A 23088-nucleotide genomic window follows, 5' to 3' on the forward strand; every position below is an offset into this window, starting at 1 on the left:
ATTATGTATCTCCTCTTAGAATGTAACCGGCTCCTCGAATGGTTTGAATAAGCCGTTTCCCTCCATGTTCCTCCATTTTTTGACGAAGCATTGCCACATATACTTCTAATACATTAGATTCCCCACTGTAGTCGTAACCCCATATCTTATCCATAATCAAATCGCGAGATAACACCCGCTTCGGATTCTGCATGAATAAGTTCAATAATTCAAATTCCTTAGCTGTTAATTCCAACCGAACACCTGAGCGAAGCACCTCTCTTGCATCCATATCTAAAATAATATCTTCATAACTCAGTTTCGGCTCTCCTGCTTCGTTATGTTCTGGTTTCCGACGAAGTAGTGCACGTACACGGGCAAGAAGTTCTTCTAGTGCAAATGGTTTAACTAAATAGTCATCTGCTCCAAGATCTAACCCCTTAACTCGATGCTCGATCTCATCTTTTGCAGTCAGCATCAAGATCGGAACCTGACTCCCTCCTTCACGAAGTCGTCTACACACTTCAAATCCATCTATCTTCGGCATCATGACATCCAACACGACCAGGTCCGGTTCACTATTCAACAGCGTATTCAACCCTTCTGCACCGTTGGAAGCTGTCATGACATCATAACCTTCAAAAGCCAACCCTCTACGCAACATAGATATAATTTTCTCATCATCGTCAATCAGTAAAATCGTCGAACGCATAGATACAACCCCTTTATCTTTGATGAAGCGTTATGCATTGATTATGGTCGCTATCTGTTTATTGTAACCAAACACAACCTATCTTGCTATCCAATCATATATAAATAGCGGAAGGATAGTATCCCTTCCGCTATTCGTCATCTATTGTGTTACTGGTTTGAGGATGTTTCGAAATCATTACGATTCCCAATTGTAACTGGGAGATCCATAGCTTTACCATCCCTAACAATGTTAAGTGTAATTTCAGTGTTTATTTCCTGTGTCTGAATGAAATCGATTAGATCCTGGCTTGCAACATAATCAGTACCATTGATTCCAGCGATAATATCATATGGACGAATATCCGCTAGGTATGCTGGTGATTTATAGATAACCTCTGCAACTAACGATCCTTCTTTTAAATCTGTACCCATTTGATTGGCTACTTCATCAGTCATTGTAATTAAAGATGCTCCAATAAAAGGAATGGGTTCTTTCGGAATCTCTTGATTACTCTCAAGTTGTTCTACTACTTCTTTAATAACACTCGTTGGAATCGCAAAACCAATTCCTTGAGCATCAGCACTAACCGCCACATTCATACCAATAACTTCGCCATTTAGATTTAGAAGCGGTCCACCAGAATTACCGGAATTAATCGAAGCATCGGTTTGAAGTAAATGCTTATACGTATTAGTACCACTTCCATCTTCAGCAGCTATATCAATGCTACGTTCTTTTGCACTAAGCACACCTGAAGTAACCGTATGGTCAAATCCCTGTGGATTACCGATAGCCACAACTTCTTCTCCAACAGTAGCAGCATCCGAATCTCCTAATGGAAGGATAGGGAAGCTCGTATCTCCTTCTATCTTCAGCACAGCTAAGTCAAGATCTTCACTAGATCCTAGCAATTTAGCCTCATATGGCTTGCTATTGCCTTCTAGAGTTACTTGTATCACATCTGCACTATTGATAACATGTTGATTTGTTAGAATATAACCTGCTTCATCGTAAATAAATCCTGAACCAATACCATAAGCAACTAGTTGATCTTCATCTGTTTGAGACTGAGAGTCTGTGGATGAGCCATCCCCATTATTTCTGCTACTCCCACCAAATTGGTCACCGAAGAAATAAGAGAATGGATCACTTGAATATGGATTAGTCTGTGTAACACTTCCTGATTTAACAAAAGTTGCAATCTTCACAACTGCCGGGCTTGCAACTTTATATACTGTCGATACATCTCCTTGATTCGTTAAAGGTAACAATGTCGTTGTAGCATTAGACGACTCCGAGTTATTGTTTGAGGTTGCTACCGCATTCGATTCTACCGGAGCAACTGCTGCTAATGGTGTATCCGGTGTGAATAAGTTCATCCGATCCGCTGTAAACATTAAAGACGAGATCACAACCATACCTGCTAAGAATGAAACCAATATCGTTTTAACAGAACTTTTTGGTTTTTGATTGAACTGCCAGTTCCCATTTCCACCAGAACTATTATTGCTATTCCCGCCACTATGGTCAGAGCGTGATGAATTAAATTCGTTCACCGTAGGCAAAGTACGCAGCGGCTGCGGAGGCGTAACTTCTACATCTTCTCTAGAACCGCCGTCATAAGAACTTATTTCGCTCTTCATCATGCTATCTTTATTTATGGATTGAAATGGTCCGTAGGAATAATAATATGAAGAACCTGTTTCTGGATCTGTAGTTTCTTTACCTTTTGCCATTTCCCGATCCAACTCACTGTCTAACTGTCCAAATTTATTATCGCGTTCATCCATGTTCTATTACCTCCCATTTCCCTTAGCTTACTGTTGTAAGTGGGATATCCGTTGATCTATTAACTGTTCTTATCATGCACCATCAACCTTAAAGTCACATTAAAAACAATTTAAAGAGAGATAAAACATATTCGGATCAACATCGACACTATATTACTTCTTTACCAACCCTTTTCGATGAGCATAAATTGCTAATTGAGTACGATCGTCCAATTCGCATTTCATGAGTAGATTACTAACATGTGTCTTTACTGTCTTAATACTGATATGCAGTTCCTCTCCAATGTCCTTATTACTTTTACCTTCAGCAATTAAGAGAAGGACCTCTTTCTCACGTTCTGTAAGACCAGAGGAATCAGTCTCAACCGTACGTTGACGAATCCCTCTAGATAGCGCTTGAGAGACATCCCCTGTCATAACTGGCATGCCTCTACACGCTCCTATTAATGCATATATGAGTTCCTCTGCTGATACTGTTTTTAGAACATAACTCACCGCTCCAGCCTCAATAGCATCTACCACTAGGTGATCTTCTAGGAAACTAGTTAATATCACTATTTTCATATTAGGATATTCTTTCATGACTGCTTTGGTTGTCTCGGCTCCATTCATAATAGGCATCATTAAATCCATTAATATTAAATCAGGAAGATTTTCCGCCAACTCATTTTTCAGCATGCCTGTAACCTCTTGACCATCCCTTGCTTCACCAATGACTTCGAATTTTGATTCTAACATCAGATATGTCTTCAGACCCATTCGTACCATATCATGATCATCAACAAGTAATATTCTTATTTTATCCCCCATATTTACATACTCCCCTTAAAAGTTGATTCATTAATTTCGTTCTCACCTGGCGTGAATTTAGGAATATGTACCCGAATCGTTGTTCCTGCACCTTCCTTACTAATGATCTCAACTTGCCCGCCTAATTTCTCCGCTCGTTCACGCATCGTTATCAAACCGTATGATCCTTGCTTCTGGACACCTCCGTTGAAACCCTGACCATCATCGCTAAGACTTAGAACGACCTGATGATCACCTTCACGCAGAGACAAACTAATGAATTCCGCATGTGCATGCTTCACAATATTAGCCATGGCTTCTTGAATGATTAGAAATAATTGATGTTCGATAGCCTCTGGTATGTTCCCTTGTATATCAAGCTCTTTCATTCCCTTAAGTCCATTCTGTCGGCAATAATCAGGAAACCACTTCTCTAATGCTTCAGCTAGACTTTTCCCTTCAAGTTCAACAGGGCGGAGCTGCGCAATTAGTGCACGCATTTGTTTCTGTGCCATATGAGACATTTCAATAAGTTGATCCAGAACAAGCAGCCCTTGCTCTTCATTCTGAATCAGTACTTTTGGTAGAGCGGAGGCAGACATATGTATAGCAAATAATTGTTGACTAACTGTATCATGGAGATCCCTTGCCATTCTACGCCGCTCTTCAATAACAGCATTCTCAGCAGCCTTTTCTTTCTCTATTACCTCTTGTACGCCTAATCGTTGCAGTAATTTCATTTTTTTCTCTAAGGCATCCATCATTGTATTGAATTCATAATATACCCGTGCAAAGGACTGATCCTCTGGCACGGGCATCCGTACTGACAAATTCCCTTTTGCCACCTGCAACATATTAAAGTCTAGTGTATCAATTCCGCGTTGAACACGTTGTCCCGCCATATATCCTATGACGACTGTAAATGTGATAATACCTAATGAATAATAGACCCACATGACATTATTTTTTATTTCGATAAATCCCAAATAACTACCGACATAGATTATTCCAGCCATCACTACTCCACTTAACAAGAAGTACAACAACAGTAACCATTTCGTATTCTTCAATAATTTCATCATAGGCTTATGCTACCGTATTCACTTTAATATCGCCTATAAAAGCACTGATATTGATATTAATCCTCTTTTGAGCGTCCTTATAGTACGGAGTTGAGGATGAAACAGTGCTTATAAAGCCACTTTTAGATTCGGATAATATAGTCATATCACCAATGAAGGAGTTAGCACTAACTTTGATCCCTAAGTCCATATCATCTGGGACATAAATCTTGATATCGCCAATAAAAGCTGAAATATTAATCGTTGTCTTGCCATATGGAATTTGTGCTTTCGTTAGATCTAGGACAGTATCTCCAATGAATTGCGATATATTTGTAGGCTTCAATTCGAAATAGTCGCGCCCCATGTGAATATCACCGATAAATATAGACTTGTTAATCTTCTTACCTTCCCCATGATTCTCATTGAATTTATATCTTTTTTTTCTGTCATCATTATCATGATGTCTCTCATGATTAGTATAACCTTTAGTATCTTCTGAATTGCTACTTATCTTATCGTCAAAATGCATACCGAACTTCTCCTCAAATTGCTTATCTAAAGTCGATTGAGACTCTCCATCCGGTAGATCAGATAAATGATGTAAGCTTGGTAACTCCGAAGGTTCAGGTGGATGTTCTACCGGTGTAATAGGAGAATTCATTCTGTTATCCGAATGAGAACGTTTATGCTGCGGTTTAAATATAACAACTAAACCACCTACGATCAAAAATATGGGAATAAGGAACTTGAAAAAGTCACCTGGTGTTACACTGATCAAATCTAATTCACGTGATTGGAAATACCCCCCAATAGCAAGAAGTATAAATCCACCTACTAAAGAGCTACCCTTCTCATTTAACGTCATTATATTCTTTAGACCAGCGTAAATTAATATGAGCGGCCAATACGTTGAAATAATGGATCCAATACTAATATCGATCCAATCCATCTGTTGGAGAAGAAATACCACGCCTATTCCGATAAGCACTAACCCGCCAAAGAACCGATCAATCCATCCTTTTTTCATATTCATATCCCCTTTATCTGTTTTAGTTATCCTAAGTGTACATCAGACTTAATCATTCGGAAACATTCCTTAGAATGATGTTAACTCGGTCTAGAGACGGATAAGATCCGAAACAAGCTGAACCGGCTACACCGTCCTTTTGTAGGACGGTATCCGTTTCTGCCGAAATATAAGGTATAGAATATGAAGACTCAATTTCATAATTACGCAACCCGATTTAGGTCCATCGGCGATTATGAAATTGATTCAAGTGAAACTTATACTTCCTTATATTTTCAAAAAAAATGCCCACACCGCTTATCTTGGTGGGGCATTTCCTTAAAAATTATTACGTGAGTTTTATCTGATAGCCATTAATTTTTTTGATCAAATTCAGCATTAAACTTTTCGTTCGGTGTTTTAAAATTTTCTTGAACTTTATTTGGCTTTTTAATTTGGCCAGTTTCCTCAGCAAATTCAGCATTAAACTTTTCATTCGGTGTTTTGTAGTTTTCTTGAACTTTATTAGGTTTTTTGTTAAATTTCGGCACGAGATGTTCACCTCCTCATAATCTACGTCGTACAACACATTTTCATTGGGGTTACATCTTTTCCCGAACATAGTATGTCTCGTACTCGAAAATTTATACAGGAGCTTTCTGATCTATCGCGAACCCAATTCAATTAAATTGCTTCTTCTATCACAAAAGATGGTAATGATTTATATGTCTCAATAGCTGTTCCAAGTCTCTGTAACATCTTCTCCGTACATTTTCCAGTTCCACGTTTGATTACTTGTACTTCTACGTCTTTTTTACCCCACTCTTTATATACCTGCTTCGTTGTCTTGAAATATAAATCAATTTTATGTCCTTTAATGGCCGAACCAGTATCAGCAACAATACCGTATCCGTAGCCTGGTATATATAGAATACTCCCAAGTGGAAACACCTTAAGATCAGCAGCAATGGTTGACACCTTATTTTTATTACGTTGCACCTTAACTCCAGAATAAGTGATTCCATATTGTGGATGGTTAGGATTTTTACCTGTTGATTCATACCCAGCCGTGTAACCTGTCGCCACCACTTTGACCGTACGAATAACTTGATCTTGATTAGGAGCGGATACAGCTACAGACTTATCTTGTGTTGATTTATTCACCTTACTCTTGGTTTTATTGATCTTTAACGTGTTGTTCTTTGGACTATTAACTTGCATCTTTATCATTAGGTTCTTCATCTTATTAGTTTCCATTTGAATGTCTTGTTCTGAATCACTACTTATCGTTTCATAAGCATAATATAACTGTTGTTGATAGCATGCCCCTGTTGGAATGCCGACATCATAACACTCTTCATAACTCATAGCAGCATAAATTTTATGATCCCCAACCATTACACTTATTATAAAAATGCATAATAAAATCCTCTGCCACGTTTTAACTTGGTTCATGTACAAATCTCCCCCTTACTATCGAGAGTTCCCACATAAACCAAGTTATATACATGTTGGATTGTTAAGTCTTCACAGGCTTGGCTTAGCAATCCATTAAATACAGAGGATTATATATGAATTTTAGTTAGTTTAGATTATGAAATAACATGGTTTACAATTTCGTTTTTCAACATGGAAATAACTTCATCAAGAGACATTGCACCTAAGTCTCCTTCTCCACGTTTACGGATTGAAACTGTACCACTAGTCATTTCATTTTCACCTACGACAAACATATAGGGGATTTTCTCCAATTGGCTTTCGCGAATTTTATATCCCAATTTTTCATTACGCAAGTCAGCTTCTACCGAAATGCCGCTAAGTTTAAGCTTATCTACGACTTCATTCGCATAACCTTCAAAAGTGCCGGATACTGGAATAACCTTCACTTGTACTGGAGACAACCAAAGTGGTAATGATCCAGCAAAGTTCTCTAGCAAGAATGCAGTCATACGTTCCATAGTTCCAAGTATTCCACGATGGATCACGACTGGACGATGTTTCTGTCCATCATCTCCAACATATTCTAGTTCAAAACGTTCTGGCAATAGAACATCAATTTGTGTAGTAGACAGTGTTTCTTCCTTACCTAATGCTGTCTTCACTTGTACATCCAACTTAGGACCATAGAACGCTGCTTCCCCTATAGCTTCAAAGAATGGAAGTCCCATTTCTTCAACAACTTCTCGAAGAATACGTTGTGTATTTTCCCACATGGCATCATCTGGCCAATACTTCTCAGTATCTTGAGGGTCTCTATAAGAAAGTCTGAAGCGATATTCCTTGATTCCGAAATCTTCATACACCTTTTTGATCAGAGTAACTACACGTTTGAATTCTTCTTTGATCTGATCTGGACGACAGAAGATGTGGGCGTCATTCAATGTCATCGAACGAACACGATGTAACCCTGTTAATGCACCGGACATTTCATAACGATGTTGTGTTCCGAGTTCCGCAATCCGTATTGGAAGATCCCGATAGCTTCGCATATCACTCTTATACACCATCATATGATGCGGGCAGTTCATTGGACGAAGTACCAATTCTTCGTTATCCAGCTCCATTTTCGGGAACATATCCTCTTGGTAATGCTCCCAATGTCCTGAAGTTTTATATAGCTCAACATTACCTAATACAGGAGTATATACATGTTGATATCCTAGACTTTCTTCCATATCAACGATATAACGTTCTAGCGTCCGACGCAATTTAGCACCTTTTGGCAACCACATTGGAAGTCCTTGACCTACTAAAGAAGAGAACGTAAAGATCTTTAATTCTTTTCCTAATTTACGATGGTCGCGTTTTTTCGCTTCCTCTAGGAAATGTAAATACTCGTCCAATTGCGCTTTTTTAGGAAACACAGTTCCGTAGATTCGTTGTAGCATCTTGTTCTTACTGTCACCACGCCAGTATGCACCAGCAACATTCATTAATTTAAAGACTTTGATCTTACCAGTAGAAGGAAGATGCGGCCCACGACAAAGATCGAAAAATTCACCTTGATCATACATCGAAATGATACTATCTTCTGGCAGATTGTTGATTAACTCCAGTTTATATGGGTCACCAAGTTCTCCAAAAATCTTTAACGCTTCTTCACGACTGACTTCTCTACGAGTAATCGGTAAATTCTCTCCAATGATACGTTCCATTTCTTTTTCAATCTTTTGTAAATCTTCTGGATTTAGAGGATGTTCTAAATCCATATCATAGTAGAATCCATCTTCAATGACAGGCCCAATTCCTAGCTTCACCTCTTTATTACCGAACAAACGCTTCACTGCTTGTGCCATAACATGTGCTGTGCTATGACGCATAACTTCAATACCCTCTTGTGAATCTAGCGTTACAATTTCAATAAGTGCTCCTTCTTGTAACTCAGTAGATAAATCCACGACAATCCCGTTTTGTTTTCCTGCAACAGCATTTTTCTTTAGTCCACTACTGATCGATGCCGCAACGTCCTCAATATTACTACCTCCTGCATACTCACGAACCGATCCATCTGGTAATTTAATACTTACTGCCATGTCAATTCCTCCTAAGTTCTTTCTATACTAAGCTGAAACGGCTACGCCGTCCTTTTAAAGGACGGTATCCGTCTCTGCCGAAATATAAGAAAGTATGAAGAATCAATTTCATAATTACGCAACCCGATTTAGGTCCATCGGCGATTATGAAATTGATTCAAGTGAAACTTATACTTTCTTATATTTTAAAAAAAGACAACAAAAAACACCCATCCCGGTCAAGGGACGAGTGTTATCACCCGTGGTTCCACCCTAATTTAACAATCGAATATACAATCTAATGAACATAGAATGTACAGTCATGTCCTTCATCAGCATTATTTAACGGTAATGATCCGGCGATTCTTACTTTTCTCCTATCAAAAGACGGAGGAGTTCAAAATCACAGCTACAAAGGGGTAAACCAACGTTGGTACTGAAGGGAATTACAGCCAAATGTTCCCTCTCTCTGAACAGCCCTATCCAGATGGTTCATGTCTTTTTCATTGCTTTTAGTGAATTTAACAATCATTATAATTCTAGTTGACACTAAACGTCAAGTTAAATTTTCTCTTTTTCCCGAAAAAAGACATGACATTCAGGACAATAATGACATATCTCCACTCTCTTCTCAAATATCTGCTGTAAGGTCTTCACAGCTGGCATTTGTGCATCTCTTGTGTGAATAATTAATTTGGCTGGAGACACAGAAATAAGCGTACTGACGACGGCATCTTCCAACTCCATATCCTGCTGATTAATTCTCTCAACAAAAACAGATTCATGTCCACTCCGCAGCAATGGATTCATATTCTCATCAAACAGCAATAATTCCAGTCCTCCCTTATGAACAACATGAGCTACAGGAATTAATGGCTCTTGGAAATACACGAAATATTTAAGAAGACCAACAAACTCTTCATATTGTCGATCCACCAAGAACTCATCAACTGTATATTCGATGACTTCCCTAAGTTCCTTACCATATTCTTGAAGGCGAAAGGCAATAAATCCATCTATGTTTAAGATATTAGTTTCCTGAAAGCATCTCTGCAAGCTCTTTGCAAGCATCAGAAACCGACGATTCCAAGATGGATTCGGTGATTCATCACCTTTCTCCAACAACGCTAAACAATGTTCAATGATACGCTCAGATTCATCTTTACCAGAGAAATTGAATTCATTCCGAAGCAAGGTTCTAATTATATGTTGTTCCTTCAATTCTAAAATAAGCTCAGCGGTTGCTTTTGCAGCTTGCTGATAAATAAAGAGCAGACTATCTCCTTTAAATGATCTCTGCTCATTCCCAGAACATTGCCAATATGAAGTGCCTTCAACAGAAACGCAAGTCAGCTGTAATGACTTATATTTCTTATGTAGTTCTTCATTCACTCTTGTAACAATTCGATGGAATGCTGTTTCTTCTTCTGTTGTCAATGTTGTAGTTGAAATACTGAATACCAACATGGAGATCACTCCTTTCGTTATCCTTGTTAAGTATATGGTCTCTGAACAAAGGATATACGGAAGGGGTTGGTGGAAAACAAGCAAACATTTCTCAATCACGTCATAATAAAGCATGCTCACACGCTTTAGCATTCCAATAGATGGGCAATATTTCAAATGGATCTCCATCAAATGATTCAGAAATACTGAATGGCAGACCAAGTGTTATTCCCTTGGTCTGCCATTCTTGGTATACCGTGATCTGACAATGATTAATTCTGCATGACAAAGTCACGATCGACGGTTGTTCCTTCTTCATATATTTTTAAAATATCGTATTTCGTATTACGTTGTGCTGGAATTTTACCAGCATCTCGAATAAGTCCTATGATGGACTCGATATTTACTTTATGGACGGCTCCAGCGGAGGATACTACATTCTCCTCCATCATTGTGCTACCGAAATCATTACATCCATAACTTAGAGATAATTTACCAATCTCAGGACCCATGGTCACCCATGAGGATTGTAGATTCGGAACATTATCTAATAGGATACGCCCCACTGCTACTGTTTTCAAATAAGCTTCCGGTGTCTCACGTTCACGTACAAAATTAGTATTATCCGGTTGGAAAGTAAATGGTATGAATGCTAAAAACCCTTTGGAGTTATACTTATTTTGTATACATTCATCTTGAGCATCGCGAATACGCAACATATGCAAAGCCCTTTCTTCCATCGTTTCACCAAAACCAATGACCATTGTGGCACTAGTATTCATACCTTGTTTATGCGCAATCTGCATCACATCCATCCAATCGCGCCATGTTCCTTTGAGGCGGCTAATCTTTTTACGAATACGATCGTCAAGAATTTCCGCACCGCCTCCAGGGAGAGAATCCAACCCCGCTTCATGCAGCCCACGAACAACTTCTTCTATCGACAATCCCGATACCTCTTGCATCTTACGAATTTCAGCAGGTGAGAAGGAGTGCATCGTAATGTTAGGGAAACGTTGTTTAATCTTTCTAAGCAAGTCCGTATAATAGTTGAATGGTAGATCCGGATTTGTACCCCCTTGCATCAGAATCTCGGTACCTCCAACATCCTCAGTCTCTTGAATCTTCTGAAGGATCGTTTCATCAGGTAATACATAACCTTCACTTGAACCCGGTGGTCTATAAAATGCACAGAATCTGCAATATGTATCACAAAAATTAGTATAGTTAATATTACGTCCAATAACAAAAGTCGTGATCGGATCAGGATGCATTCGCTTCATTAGAATGTCTGCTGTATATCCTAATTTCTCAATTTCATCACTTTCGAATAGCCTTACACCTTCTTCGAGGTTGATACGTTCACCCCGGACAGCCTTATCTAATATACGATCTACCGTATTCATAATGGAAACCTCCCATGATTTCAGTTATTTCTATGACTAAACATCTATATTCGTACATATTACCATATTATCATTACAAAAAAACAGCACCGTTATGAACGGTGCTGTTCTTTAGTCCTCTTGGAGTGCTTGTTCAAGGTCATTAAGTAAATCATCAATATGTTCAAGTCCGACAGAGAAACGAAGTAACCCATCCGTAATCCCCCGCTCCGAGCGTACTTCAAGCGGCATAGCAGCATGTGACATCATGGCTGGATAGGAAAGTATACTCTCAACAGCACCTAGACTTACCGCAACTAACGGTAACTGAACTTTATTAAGTACTTTCTTCGCCCGTTCTCCTGAACCTACATCGAAGGATACTATCGCTCCATACCCAGTGGACTGTTTCTCATGAATTTCACGTCCCGGGTGATCAGATAAGCCTGGATAGAACACATTCGTAATATCCTTTCTTTCACTTAACCAAGTCGCTAGCTTTCCTGCACTGATCTCACTTTGCTTCATGCGCGCTTCCAACGTCTTCATCCCACGTATAAGAAGCCAACTATCCTGTGGACCTAGCACGGTTCCAAGTCCATTCTGTAATTGCTTAAGCTGGTTAGCTATGTCATCTGTTCTAGCGACAGCTAGCCCAGCTAATACATCACTATGTCCACTAAGAAATTTAGTAGCACTGTGCAGTATAATATCAACTCCTAATTCGATAGGACGTTGATAGTAAGGTGTCATAAAAGTATTATCCAACATCGTTATAAGATTATGCTCTTTCGCCCAGTACGTAACGGCAGCAACATCTGTAATCTTTAATGTAGGGTTAGATGGTGTCTCCATGTAAACCGCTTTTGTATTAGATTTCAGTGCGTTTTTCACCTGCTCGAGATCTGTCATATCTACAAAGGTACTCTCAATTCCAAGTCTACTCAGAATGCTAGTTAATAGACGATAGGTCCCGCCATAAACGTCCTCTGTAACAATCATATGATCCCCTGCAGATAACATCATAAAAGTACTTGAAATGGCTGCCATTCCAGAGGAATAAGCAAATCCTCTTACTCCACCTTCTAGCAAAGCAATATAATCTTCCAAAGCTTGGCGTGTAGGGTTACCCGAACGACTGTAATCATATTGTGGAGGGTTAAAGATATCTTCATGATGAAAGGTAGAAGCCTGATAAATTGGAACACTTGAAGCTCCCGTTGTACGGTCAATTTCAGAACCGAAATGAAGCAATCGTGTTGCAAAATTCAAGTTTTTCATATTTTTACTTGATTGTTGATCTGTCATCCTTAATTTCCCCCTTCAATTTCTTGACGAGCAGCATCTAATGCTCCACCAAGATCTGCAATCAAATCTTCTATATGTTCTATACCTACAGAGAAACGAAGAAGAGTATCGTCTACACCAATGGCTTGGCGAATTTCTAGTGGAATATCAGCATGAGTTTGCACAGCAGGATAAGTCATCAGTGATTCCACACCTCCAAGGCTTTCCGCAAAGGCAATTAATTTAATATGTCTGAGTATCGGCTCAACATAACGGGCATCCTTCACCTTAAAAGAAAAAATCCCGGTATTCCCACTACATTGTTCCTCTTGAATAACACGTCCTGGGTGATCTTTCAGATAAGGGTGAAACACTTCAGCAACTGCGACATGTGTTGTTAAGAATTCTGCTATCCGAATCGCATTGCTCTCATGACGTTCCATACGAAGTGCTAATGTCTTCATCCCACGCATTAATTGATAAGAATCCGTGGGGCTAAGAACTGAACCAATCGAATTATGTAAGAAGAACAACTCCTCAGACAATTCTTTTCCTTTAGTAACAATTAATCCTGCTAATACATCATTATGTCCACCCAAATATTTCGTTGCACTATGGACTACAATGTCTGCACCTAATTCTATTGGGCGTTGGAATAAGGGGGTCATTAATGTATTGTCAACAATTGTAAGCAGTTGATGCTCGGAAGCCCATTTACATACAGCACGAATATCCGTGATCATCATTAATGGATTCGTTGGTGTCTCAATAAAAACTGCTTTTGTATTGGGACGTCTAGTGCTCTCCAATGCTTCCAAATCATTAGTATCAACATAGGAAGCACTTACTCCAAATCTAGATAAAATCCGTTCCAATAAACGATAAGTTCCACCATACAAGTCTAAAGAGACAATCAAATGATCACCTTGGCCGAATAGCGCAAAAACCGTTTGTAATGCTGCCATACCAGAGCTACAAGCAAAACCAGCATCGCCTGACTCTAACTCTGCAGCCGCATCTTCCAATACTTTACGAGTTGGATTCTTGGTGCGAGAATAATCGAACCCTGTACTCTTACCTAATTGGGGATGACGAAAAGCTGTTGCTTGATAAATAGGGAAATTAACTGCACCTGTAACTGGTTCTTCCACCGACCCAATCTGTGCTAGCCTACTTTCTATTCTTAGACCTTTCTTAACCATATCCAATCTCTCCTCATCACTTATATTTGGGGCCATATTTCCTTGGTTTCTTCAATATCATATGGTGTTTCTTGGTATACATAGTAATTCAGCCAATTGGCGAATAATAAACTTGCATGTGCTCGCCATCTAGCAGGCGGGACTTTATTAGGATCATCATTCGGGTAATAATGTCTTGGAATTTCGATATCTAACCCTTTGTTTATATCACGATCATATTCCCATTTCAATGAAAGTGGATCATATTCTGAATGACCTGTGACAAAGATCTGCTTACCATCTTTTGTCGCCACAAGATACACGCCTGCTTCTTCTGATTCTGACAGAATTTCTAATTCATCAATTCCTTCTATATCCTCGCGACGGACTTCTGTATGCCGTGAATGTGGAACATGAAACAATTCATCAAAACCTCTGAGTAATTTCACTTTAGGCTGGTTAATCGTATGCTCAAATACACCGAATATTTTCTCATCTACATCCCATTTAGGAACACCAAAGTGATAGTATAATCCTGCTTGTGATGCCCAACAGATATGAAGTGTTGATGTAACATGTGTCTTACTCCAATCGAATATTTCAAGTAACTCATCCCAATAATTAACATCTTCGAACTCCATTTTCTCAACAGGTGCGCCAGTAATAATCAGACCATCAAATCGACTATTCTTCACTTCTTCAAACGTTTTATAGAATGTTCTTAAGTATTCCTCAGATGTATTCTTGGACACATGAGTACTTGGGTGTAACAATACAATATCCACTTGAAGCGGTGAATTTCCGAGTAAACGAAGTAATTGTGTCTCCGTTGTCTCCTTCGTAGGCATCAAGTTCAAGATTGCTATCTTTAGAGGACGAATGTCTTGTTGGTACGCAAGGCTTTCATCCATGACGAATATGTTCTCCCCATTGAGAATCTCTTTCGCTGGTAACAAGTCTGGAATTTTAATTGGCATTCTAATTTCACTCCTTTGGATATTATCGTTAAACTGAATAAATTTCATAATTACGCAAACCGCATTTAGATAAGACTATATAGACTCTATTTAAGCTACATCAGCGATTATGAAATTGATTCCTGAATAAACAAAAAGACCTTATTCCATTGGAAATATTCCATTGGAGAAAGGTCATATCGTTAATCTATGTGCCTTTCTCATCTCTCAAGAAGGATTTGTTTGGAATTCCAACAAATCTTCCTGCAAGAATTAGCACCGTGCGTTTGTAACGCCGGTTGCCGGGTTTCATCGGGCCTGTCCCTCCACCTGCTCTTGATAAGAAAAAACTTGTTAACTAGTCAATGATAATGATTATAGACCTGTATCAGATACCGATTGAACATCATTATCTCGCTAATTAGTAATATTTAGTTTTGGATATTATCATTATTATACATGTTTTATTCACTTACGCAAGAAGAGGACTTTCTTTTCATTAAACTAATATTTGGTTCACACCCTTAACTGACCATTCCCATATGCTATAGCTGAAGGGAAACCTGTATTTCTTCTTGAAAGGATGTTTACAGGACGTTATACTAGACAAGTGCTAAAAACTAATCATAAAGAGGTGAGATGGAGAATGGACGGCGACCCGAGGCCCAAGCTAATTGGACTTGTATTACAATTGCATAGGACTAGATTCAGCCTATTAATAGAGGGTGTAATTCATTCTTTCCATACTCGATAAGTAACCCCTCTTACAATAAATTATCTATAAAGATAGCGCTGATCTCTTTTCTACGCGTATACCATACGTACCCATGATTACTTATGGGATGAAGGAGTGAGAATTAAGATGAAAATTCGGATGGTTAATTCAGGAGTATTTACTCCTATAGACGACATTCAAGCAACACTAACTGCCCCTGAGCAAGGATTCTACTGGATTGACGCTGATGCAGAGGATCTAAATATTCTGCAGCCTCTCTTTTCCTTACACGACTTAGCTGTAGAGGACTGTCTTAGTGAAGAGGAACAACGCCCCAAAATTGAAATTTATGAAGATCATTATTTCATTGTTATTAACAGCATCCGTTTTGATGACGAGGAAATTTTCCTACGTTCCCTCAGCGTATTCTTAGGTAGAAATTATATTATTACAGTTACGAATCAAAAGATAAATGAGCTCCGCACACTCAAGCCTATCCTATGGGAACAAGAGGTAAGCGAACCTGACCGATTCTTATATCTACTGATTGACTTAGTTGTCGATAACTATTTCTCCGTAGGTGATCGGATCGAGGCCAAAATTGAAAAATTGGAAGAAGATATTCTTATGCATACTAAGAAGTCTCATCTTATTGAGATTATTGGACTTCGCAGTGAAATATTATGGTTAAAAAAGGTTCTAGGTCCACAGAAGGAAGTCATCAATATTCTAAATAAGAAGGATCTTCGACTGATCGATGATCAATTGCAGAAATACTTCAGCGACATTTATGAAAATGCAGTGAAAATCGCAGAAACTTTTGAAACCTATCGCGATCTTATGGGCAACTTACGCGAAGCTTATCAGTCCAGTATTGCTAACCGTGCCAACGAGATCATGAGGGTATTTACAGCCATAACAACCATTTTTATTCCATTAACACTTATTACAGGAATATACGGGATGAACTTTACCAATATGCCTGAATTGGATATGAAGTACGGATATTTCATGATCATCGGAATTATGGCAACATTGGGTTTTGGGATGTTTCTTATTTTCCGCAAAAAAGATTGGATTTAACTCTATACAAAAAGGACGAAAGAAGCTCCTTCTGGAGAATCCTTCGTCCTTTTATCATTATTTAACCTACGCTCCGTCTAAATCCTTGATTACGACGGAATTGAATACGAATCATACGAATACGTTCATAACATAAATCAATATTATCTTTGGCAACCGAATCATTATCCCCACCATATACTCTCTGGAGAACCGGTTTCAATAAATTGTCTCCCAATTCTTCAAATGCTGACCATACAGCTATCTGCTCATCCTTTGGCATTTCCCGTAATTCATGTTGTATAAGCTGTTCTGTATCATATCCTTCTTTCTCTAGTTCTTCCAATGCTTCAACGATTTCTTTGCGTGGAGATCCACAATCTTGTTCTAACTGTTCTAAATTCTTCCCTGCTACTATGCCGGTTAACAAAGTCCGACGTATTCTATATTGATTAAGTTCCTGTTGATATTTCTGTTCCTTTTGTTTGTACACCCAAGCCATGAATATCTCTTCATCTAATTCAGTGTATACCCAATTCAATGGGTAGGTATGCTTACGTTCCAATTTAGCAGTTATCTCTATAATTTCAGCGCCATATTCACTAGCTTTAGTCTGACCCACTCCAGGAAGCTGCATTAGTTCATCAACATGCTGCGGAATATAAGCACTGATTAATCGAAGCAACTTATTACTAGCGATAAAATAGGGTGCTTTGCGTTCAGATATAGCTCGTCTACGTCTCCATGCACATAACTCGGCATATAGATTCTCATCTGAATGTAGCTCACTATAACAATACAATTTCTGAATAGTTTGTCCGCGTGAGCGTATCTCATCATCTTCATGAAATATTCCTTGAATAAGTGGGCGGTACCCTTCTCCAAGTTTGCTCGCAAGGCCATGGCGATAGATGAAAAGTAGCTCATCCCATGATACTCCTTCATACCATGATGAATCATTAAGATCCCCATCCAGAAGGATATCTCTCCATCCTAAATGCCATAGCCCCTCTTCCTCACCAATCCATATTTGCGCGACTGCCTCTTCATCACTTCCAGACCTTTTGGTCAAACGATTCATAAACACAATCTGCATCACGAACACTCCTACAATGTAATCAGCATAACATATACAAAAAAAGCACCCCTCTTACAATAAAGTAAGAGAGGTGCTTCCTCTGTTAACACTTGTTATTCTGTTATCCTTATAATACCATATGTTATGTTATCGTCAATCACAATCTGATCGAGCAACCTGCATGTCTCAGACTTCATCCAATGCCAATCTAGCTAGCGCTAATGCACCACATAATCCTGCATTATCGCCTAATTGAGGAGAGACAATATACTGTTCTATATCACTATCGATTGCAGCATGCTGTACATAACCATTTAACAAGCTGCGAAGTTCGCGATGAATTAGAGGAAAAAGTTGCTCTTGCTTCATAACGCCACCGCCCATAATGATCTTTTGCGGGGAAAGTATCAATATATAGTTCATTAAAGCTTGTGCTAAATAATATGCTTCCATCTCCCACGCTGGGTGATCCTTACCTAATTCAACCCCTTGCAACCCCCATCGGTGACTGATCGCTGGACCTGCTGCAAGCCCTTCCAAGCAATCAGCATGATAAGGACATGTTCCCTCGTACGAATCTTCAGGATGACGACGGACCATGATATGACCCATTTCAGGATGAGATAGACCATGTAGCATTTGCCCATTAACGACAGCACCAGCCCCTATGCCTGTACCAACGGTAACATATATACAACTATCCAGGCCTTGTCCAGCACCCCATAAATGTTCACCCAAGGCTGCACCATTCACATCTGTATCGAATCCTATGGGTACATTAAATTTTGATTTCATAAATTCCACAATATTATATTGACTCCAAAAAGGCTTGGGTGTTGTTGTTATACATCCATATGTAGGGCTACTTTTAATCGGATCAATGGGTCCAAATGAACCTACACCAATAGCATCTATTTCTTGTCCAGTAAAGAAAGATTCCACTTGAGCCATCGTCTCATCAGGTGTTGTTGTTGGAAAACTGATTCTTTCTTTAATTTTACCATCTTTCGTACCTATCCCACAGACAAATTTAGTTCCACCAGCTTCAATCGCTCCTAATAACCCCATGGTTTATGCATCCCCTTTTATTTAACTATGAACTACCTCCAGTTTTACCAAAAACCAACGTATTGCTCAACAAACGCCCGGCTGGGGTCAATACTTTCCCGCCTCCATAAAGTGCTGAAGAAGCTCCTCCATCTAAGTTCATGGCATGTTTAGCTCCCATCTTTAACATTACATCTGCCCACTGCTTCATTGTTGCCCCTTGGACAGTGGCAATGATAACTGAACCATCTGGCATAATGGCGATTCCGCTTCGCGCAGCCGTACTGCTTAGAATTTTCTGATCTTTGAAACCTTCACTGGCTGGAGATAATGCAACCTTTCCATCCTTCACAAGTCTAGGTCCCGCTCCCACTGCTGTAGTAACATCTTCCCAAGCTATAGCTTGTCCCTTGTCATTTTCATAAGTAATATTCATCTCGACAACCGCTCCAACCTCGAAACGTTCTGTCATCGATTTCATGGTACCAAGACATACTAGAACATATCCATTCTTCGGAATAAGGACATTATCATTCACTATCTTTTTCACCACGATACCGTTCTCTACCACAACAGCAATACCACCCTTAAACCCAACTCGACTTCCACGATTTTCGGTATAAAGAATGCTTACATTAGCATTAACTGCAGGAGTACGATTTACAAAAGTTACATACCATCCGCTCGGACTCCCCTTTGATCTTGTTACTTTACCCTTAATACTCATTCTAAGATGATCCATAAGTGCGGTCCCATCAGCTTTAAAACCAATAGTCGTTCCATAATGTCCCACATGAGCAACTTTTCCATCTACAATAAGGTTACCATATGGATCTGGTGGCCCACCATAAGCTTCAAAGAAAGTTCCGTTTATTGCAGCTTCCGCACGATATGACTTTACAATCGCATTAAAGTCCTGCGTCAATCCAACGTCTCCCTTGGCAAGACCAACGCTTACTGGTGTCCCCTTCGGAATAGCAACAGTATTCACATTAAAACTTCGTCCACTGACCGTTACCTTTTTAACACTATTTTTGATAATAGGTTCAGTTGATGCATAAGATGTATTCAAATTCCCTGTCGTAATATAAGATACTGATATTACGAAGACTAGTAAGCCAATAATGAAGTGTCTTTTCTTTGATTTAATCCATAACATACTCACTTAAACCACCGCAACTCCCATCAACTGACATAAACTCTTCATCTCTAGTTCTTCAAATTTAGAAGATACTCGATCATTATCCAATTCAAATAGACAGCCCTCGATTGAGCATTCGACAGGTACACTGCAATGAATCTCTGCGAGCTTACGTGATAAATGTAGCATATCCAGATCATTCTCTATCTTCGTACGTACACTTGTGGAGAGGCAATCTAAGTTATCAAGAATTCCCTCAATAGACCCATACTCCTGCACAAGCTTCAACGCCGTCTTCTCTCCTATCCCACGAACACCAGGATAATTATCGCTTGTATCTCCCATAAGAGCCTTTACTTCAATAATTTGGCGAGGGTTGAGCTGTTTTTCTTCGTATAAAGATTCTGGCGTATATACTTTATAATTGCCCTGTCCCTTTTTCATAATAATAACACTTGTAGATGGACTCACGAGTTGGAGCATATCATGATCTCCAGTTAGTATCATGACATTCATTTTTTGACTGATTTGGGTAGCTAAGGTTCCGATACAATCATCTGCTTCGAAGCCTTGATAGCTAATATTAGGTATTCCAAAACTCTCTATGACATCTCGAATTAATGTGAATTGAGGTATAAGATCATCTGGTGCTTCTGAACGGTTCCCTTTATATGCTGAATATTCCTTTGCACGAAAAGTAGGACCACCTAAATCCCAACAACAAATAACATGGCTTGGATCATAGGTCTGTACAGCATCCCAAAAATAACGCACAAATCCATAGATAGCATTCGTAGGTACGCCATCTTTGGTTCGACGTATATAGCCACTGGTAGCCGACGCGAAATATGCTCTAAATAATAGAGCCATCCCATCTACTAGCATTACAGATTGTTGATTATTGCTATTCACTCTTTTACCGCTCCTTATATAACCTGACTTCCGCGAAATTGGCGCAGATACCACTAGTATATCATAACTCTACAATAGCCTTATTAACTATTAGTTACCCCACACTTCGGCATATTGCTCTTCTTTATATCCTACGGTCACATGCTCTCCGTTACTTACAATAGGGCGCTTAATCAATCTACCATTCGATGATAGCAAAGCAATTTGTTCATCTCGACTCATATTCTGTAGCTTATCCTTCAATCCCATTTCCTTATATACTTCTCCACTAACATTAAAAAATTTCTTCAAATCAAGGCTACTCTTCTCGATTAATACAGTTAATTCAGAGACAGTTGGAGGTTCCTCAAAAATATTGCGCATCTCTAGTTCATGTCCCTTAGATTGTAACCATTTCACTGCATTTCGGCATGTCCCACATTTCGGGTACTGATATATTAAAAGCTTACTCATGTATATTATTCCTCCTTAATCGAATCACCACGTAACTGATTACGAAGTATTTCCATATCCAATGGTAGTGGTGCAGTAAAGGTCATTGACTCATGCAGAATAGGATGTATAAATGTTAATTCATATGCATGTAATGCCTGACGCCCTATACTCCTATCCAGTATCACTACTTCATCATCACAATGATCTTCCAGTTCGATATCAAGCATATTGTAGATAGGATGCCGATAAAATGAATCTCCAATCAATGGACATCCAATCGAGGTCATATGAACACGGATCTGATGAGTTCGACCACTTTCTAACTTCAATCGAACCAAACTTGCTTGTTGATATTTCTCTAATAACCAATACCGTGTCAGAGAACTATAACCTGTTGGCGTAACGATTCTCCGATGAGGTTCTGTAGGATCTCTATCAATAGGACCATCGATCAATCCCTCAGAGAGACTTGGAATATTATGAACTAATGCTAAGTAGTTCTTATCCACTGTACCTGCGATCATCTGCTCAGATATATGCTGATGCACATATGGATTCTTCGCAATCACCAAGACCCCGGTTGTCTCTCGATCCAATCTATGAACGGGTCGGAAGCGATATGCCTTCCCTTGCTCTAGCCAATAATGAACAACTCCATTCGCAAGCGTATCCACATAATGACCATGCGTAGGGTGTACAATTCTCCCAGCTTCTTTATTCACAACTAATAAATGATCGTCCTCAAATACAATTTCAAATGGAATAGCCTGTGGCAGGATATCTTCTGAAGATTCCTGCTCCATCCGAATTTCAACCACATCCCCATTCCTTACGGGTACGCTAATATAAACTCTCTCCCCGTTCACCATGATTCCCTTCTCGGTATATTTCAACCTTGATAGCAATTTACGGGAAATGTTTAACTTTTTCTGTAATAGTTTTTTTAGGATCCATCCGTCTTCTTCAATGGTAACTACGTGTGTAATTGGATTATAATATTGGCTCATATTTTATCTTTTGAATACCTTAGCACTACGAACATATTCAATGTCCGCTACTTCCTTGCGTGCATTAACCGTTCTAGCAATCACGAAGAAATAATCAGATAACCGATTTAAATACTTACGTACACTGGGGTTAATATCCTTCTCCTTACCTAAAGTAACTGTTCTGCGCTCTGCCCTGCGACATACTGTACGGCATACGTGGAGTGTAGAAGATAGTATATGCCCCCCAGGTAAAATAAAGCGTTCTACCGGTGGATTTTCCTTCTCACAAGTGTCCACCCATAACTCCAATCGCTCAACTAATTCAGGAGTTACTTTATATTTACTTTCGCTTAAATTCACGAAAGCCAAATCTGCACCACAATCAAATAACTCATGTTGAATTTCTAACAATTGTTCCCTTAGGTCAGCGAATATCTGATCATCACCCATGAAACTGATTGCTTGTCCAACAAAACAATTCAGTTCATCTATCGTTCCATAAGCCTCTACCTGGTTATCATCCTTAGCTACGCGTCCTCCAATTACAGAAGTTTGACCCTTATCCCCAGTTCGTGTATATACTTTCACGCTTTTCAGCTCCTTCATATTATAAGAAGTTA

General features: G+C 39.1%; 21 protein-coding genes and 1 riboswitch. Of the genes, 1 reads left to right on the plus strand and 20 read right to left on the minus strand.

The genetic code is table 11. The annotated features are described in order from the left end of the window. Nucleotide 1: 1 nt before the first annotated feature. The 13 genes from LPB68_RS07390 to metA all read right to left on the minus strand — a co-directional run bounded on the left by LPB68_RS07390 (nt 2) and on the right by metA (nt 15110). Nucleotides 2-691, minus strand: a complete 690-nt coding sequence (locus LPB68_RS07390; RefSeq protein ID WP_068654151.1) for a response regulator transcription factor — start codon at nt 689-691, stop codon at nt 2-4. A 149-nt stretch (nt 692-840) separates the two neighbouring features. Continuing rightward, the gene (locus LPB68_RS07395) at nt 841-2463 is read right to left on the minus strand and encodes a S1C family serine protease (protein ID WP_068654153.1); all 1623 of its coding nucleotides are present in this window, start codon (nt 2461-2463) and stop codon (nt 841-843) included. A 153-nt stretch (nt 2464-2616) separates the two neighbouring features. Beyond that, complete coding sequence (locus LPB68_RS07400) at nt 2617-3273, minus strand: response regulator (protein ID WP_068654155.1); 657 nt, start codon at nt 3271-3273, stop codon at nt 2617-2619. Nucleotides 3274-3275: 2 nt separating this feature from the next. After that, nucleotides 3276-4334: a sensor histidine kinase gene (locus LPB68_RS07405; protein ID WP_068654157.1), complete on the minus strand. Its 1059-nt coding sequence runs from the start codon at nt 4332-4334 to the stop codon at nt 3276-3278. Between the two features lie 4 nt (nt 4335-4338). Further along, nucleotides 4339-5343, minus strand: coding sequence for a cell wall-active antibiotics response protein LiaF (liaF, locus tag LPB68_RS07410; protein WP_232510120.1), 1005 nt, complete (start codon nt 5341-5343; stop codon nt 4339-4341). A 353-nt stretch (nt 5344-5696) separates the two neighbouring features. Continuing rightward, on the minus strand, nt 5697-5873 hold the full coding sequence (locus LPB68_RS23100) for a hypothetical protein (protein WP_198402096.1): 177 nt from the start codon (nt 5871-5873) through the stop codon (nt 5697-5699). A 133-nt stretch (nt 5874-6006) separates the two neighbouring features. After that, a complete protein-coding gene (locus LPB68_RS07415) occupies nt 6007-6777 on the minus strand; it encodes a 3D domain-containing protein (protein ID WP_068654161.1) in 771 nt (256 codons plus the stop codon). A gap of 137 nt (nt 6778-6914) precedes the next feature. Beyond that, nucleotides 6915-8855: a threonine--tRNA ligase gene (thrS, locus tag LPB68_RS07420; protein ID WP_068654163.1), complete on the minus strand. Its 1941-nt coding sequence runs from the start codon at nt 8853-8855 to the stop codon at nt 6915-6917. Nucleotides 8856-9395: 540 nt separating this feature from the next. Next, entirely contained in the window at nt 9396-10301 is a 906-nt protein-coding gene (locus LPB68_RS07425; protein WP_068654165.1) for a putative sporulation protein YtxC, read from the minus strand. A gap of 251 nt (nt 10302-10552) precedes the next feature. Beyond that, nucleotides 10553-11686 (minus strand): cyclic dehypoxanthinyl futalosine synthase, encoded by a 1134-nt coding sequence (gene mqnC, locus LPB68_RS07430; protein ID WP_068654167.1) that lies wholly within the window; start codon nt 11684-11686, stop codon nt 10553-10555. Between the two features lie 111 nt (nt 11687-11797). Next, nucleotides 11798-12973: a trans-sulfuration enzyme family protein gene (locus LPB68_RS07435; protein ID WP_068654169.1), complete on the minus strand. Its 1176-nt coding sequence runs from the start codon at nt 12971-12973 to the stop codon at nt 11798-11800. 2 nt (nt 12974-12975) lie between these two features. Then, nucleotides 12976-14154 (minus strand): PLP-dependent transferase, encoded by a 1179-nt coding sequence (locus tag LPB68_RS07440; protein WP_068654171.1) that lies wholly within the window; start codon nt 14152-14154, stop codon nt 12976-12978. Nucleotides 14155-14174: 20 nt separating this feature from the next. Continuing rightward, the gene (gene metA, locus LPB68_RS07445) at nt 14175-15110 is read right to left on the minus strand and encodes a homoserine O-acetyltransferase MetA (RefSeq protein ID WP_068654173.1); all 936 of its coding nucleotides are present in this window, start codon (nt 15108-15110) and stop codon (nt 14175-14177) included. A 197-nt stretch (nt 15111-15307) separates the two neighbouring features. Beyond that, a riboswitch (SAM riboswitch) is annotated at nt 15308-15435 on the minus strand. Between the two features lie 516 nt (nt 15436-15951). Between metA and corA the strand changes: the two genes are divergently transcribed. Continuing rightward, a complete protein-coding gene (corA, locus tag LPB68_RS07450) occupies nt 15952-16887 on the plus strand; it encodes a magnesium/cobalt transporter CorA (RefSeq protein ID WP_068654175.1) in 936 nt (311 codons plus the stop codon). 61 nt (nt 16888-16948) lie between these two features. Here corA and LPB68_RS07455 read toward each other — a convergent pair whose 3' ends face one another. From LPB68_RS07455 to LPB68_RS07485, 7 genes are all read right to left on the minus strand, one after another. After that, nucleotides 16949-17962, minus strand: coding sequence for an HRDC domain-containing protein (locus LPB68_RS07455; protein WP_068654177.1), 1014 nt, complete (start codon nt 17960-17962; stop codon nt 16949-16951). A gap of 168 nt (nt 17963-18130) precedes the next feature. Further along, nucleotides 18131-19012: an ROK family protein gene (locus LPB68_RS07460; RefSeq protein ID WP_068654179.1), complete on the minus strand. Its 882-nt coding sequence runs from the start codon at nt 19010-19012 to the stop codon at nt 18131-18133. 25 nt (nt 19013-19037) lie between these two features. Further along, complete coding sequence (locus LPB68_RS07465) at nt 19038-20150, minus strand: phosphodiester glycosidase family protein (protein WP_068654258.1); 1113 nt, start codon at nt 20148-20150, stop codon at nt 19038-19040. A 6-nt stretch (nt 20151-20156) separates the two neighbouring features. Then, complete coding sequence (locus tag LPB68_RS07470; protein ID WP_099458632.1) at nt 20157-21044, minus strand: 5'-3' exonuclease; 888 nt, start codon at nt 21042-21044, stop codon at nt 20157-20159. Between the two features lie 90 nt (nt 21045-21134). Next, nucleotides 21135-21497 (minus strand): arsenate reductase family protein, encoded by a 363-nt coding sequence (locus LPB68_RS07475; protein ID WP_068654181.1) that lies wholly within the window; start codon nt 21495-21497, stop codon nt 21135-21137. Nucleotides 21498-21502: 5 nt separating this feature from the next. Next, complete coding sequence (locus LPB68_RS07480; protein ID WP_068654183.1) at nt 21503-22486, minus strand: RluA family pseudouridine synthase; 984 nt, start codon at nt 22484-22486, stop codon at nt 21503-21505. A gap of 3 nt (nt 22487-22489) precedes the next feature. After that, a complete protein-coding gene (locus LPB68_RS07485; RefSeq protein ID WP_068654185.1) occupies nt 22490-23056 on the minus strand; it encodes a cob(I)yrinic acid a,c-diamide adenosyltransferase in 567 nt (188 codons plus the stop codon). Nucleotides 23057-23088 lie beyond the last annotated feature (32 nt).

Source organism: Paenibacillus crassostreae (genome assembly GCF_001857945.1).
GTDB lineage: Bacteria > Bacillota > Bacilli > Paenibacillales > Paenibacillaceae > Paenibacillus_AQ > Paenibacillus_AQ crassostreae.

Coding starts and splice junctions, on each gene's coding strand:
- LPB68_RS07390 (WP_068654151.1), bottom strand. CDS start 691: ATGCGTTCGACGATTTTACTGATTGACGATGATGAGAAAATTATATCT.
- LPB68_RS07395 (WP_068654153.1), bottom strand. CDS start 2,463: ATGGATGAACGCGATAATAAATTTGGACAGTTAGACAGTGAGTTGGAT.
- LPB68_RS07400 (WP_068654155.1), bottom strand. CDS start 3,273: ATGGGGGATAAAATAAGAATATTACTTGTTGATGATCATGATATGGTA.
- LPB68_RS07405 (WP_068654157.1), bottom strand. CDS start 4,334: ATGATGAAATTATTGAAGAATACGAAATGGTTACTGTTGTTGTACTTC.
- liaF (WP_232510120.1), bottom strand. CDS start 5,343: ATGAAAAAAGGATGGATTGATCGGTTCTTTGGCGGGTTAGTGCTTATC.
- LPB68_RS07415 (WP_068654161.1), bottom strand. CDS start 6,777: ATGAACCAAGTTAAAACGTGGCAGAGGATTTTATTATGCATTTTTATA.
- thrS (WP_068654163.1), bottom strand. CDS start 8,855: ATGGCAGTAAGTATTAAATTACCAGATGGATCGGTTCGTGAGTATGCA.
- LPB68_RS07425 (WP_068654165.1), bottom strand. CDS start 10,301: ATGTTGGTATTCAGTATTTCAACTACAACATTGACAACAGAAGAAGAA.
- mqnC (WP_068654167.1), bottom strand. CDS start 11,686: ATGAATACGGTAGATCGTATATTAGATAAGGCTGTCCGGGGTGAACGT.
- LPB68_RS07435 (WP_068654169.1), bottom strand. CDS start 12,973: ATGACAGATCAACAATCAAGTAAAAATATGAAAAACTTGAATTTTGCA.
- LPB68_RS07440 (WP_068654171.1), bottom strand. CDS start 14,154: ATGGTTAAGAAAGGTCTAAGAATAGAAAGTAGGCTAGCACAGATTGGG.
- metA (WP_068654173.1), bottom strand. CDS start 15,110: ATGCCAATTAAAATTCCAGACTTGTTACCAGCGAAAGAGATTCTCAAT.
- corA (WP_068654175.1), top strand. CDS start 15,952: ATGAAAATTCGGATGGTTAATTCAGGAGTATTTACTCCTATAGACGAC.
- LPB68_RS07455 (WP_068654177.1), bottom strand. CDS start 17,962: ATGCAGATTGTGTTTATGAATCGTTTGACCAAAAGGTCTGGAAGTGAT.
- LPB68_RS07460 (WP_068654179.1), bottom strand. CDS start 19,012: ATGGGGTTATTAGGAGCGATTGAAGCTGGTGGAACTAAATTTGTCTGT.
- LPB68_RS07465 (WP_068654258.1), bottom strand. CDS start 20,150: ATGTTATGGATTAAATCAAAGAAAAGACACTTCATTATTGGCTTACTA.
- LPB68_RS07475 (WP_068654181.1), bottom strand. CDS start 21,497: ATGAGTAAGCTTTTAATATATCAGTACCCGAAATGTGGGACATGCCGA.
- LPB68_RS07480 (WP_068654183.1), bottom strand. CDS start 22,486: ATGAGCCAATATTATAATCCAATTACACACGTAGTTACCATTGAAGAA.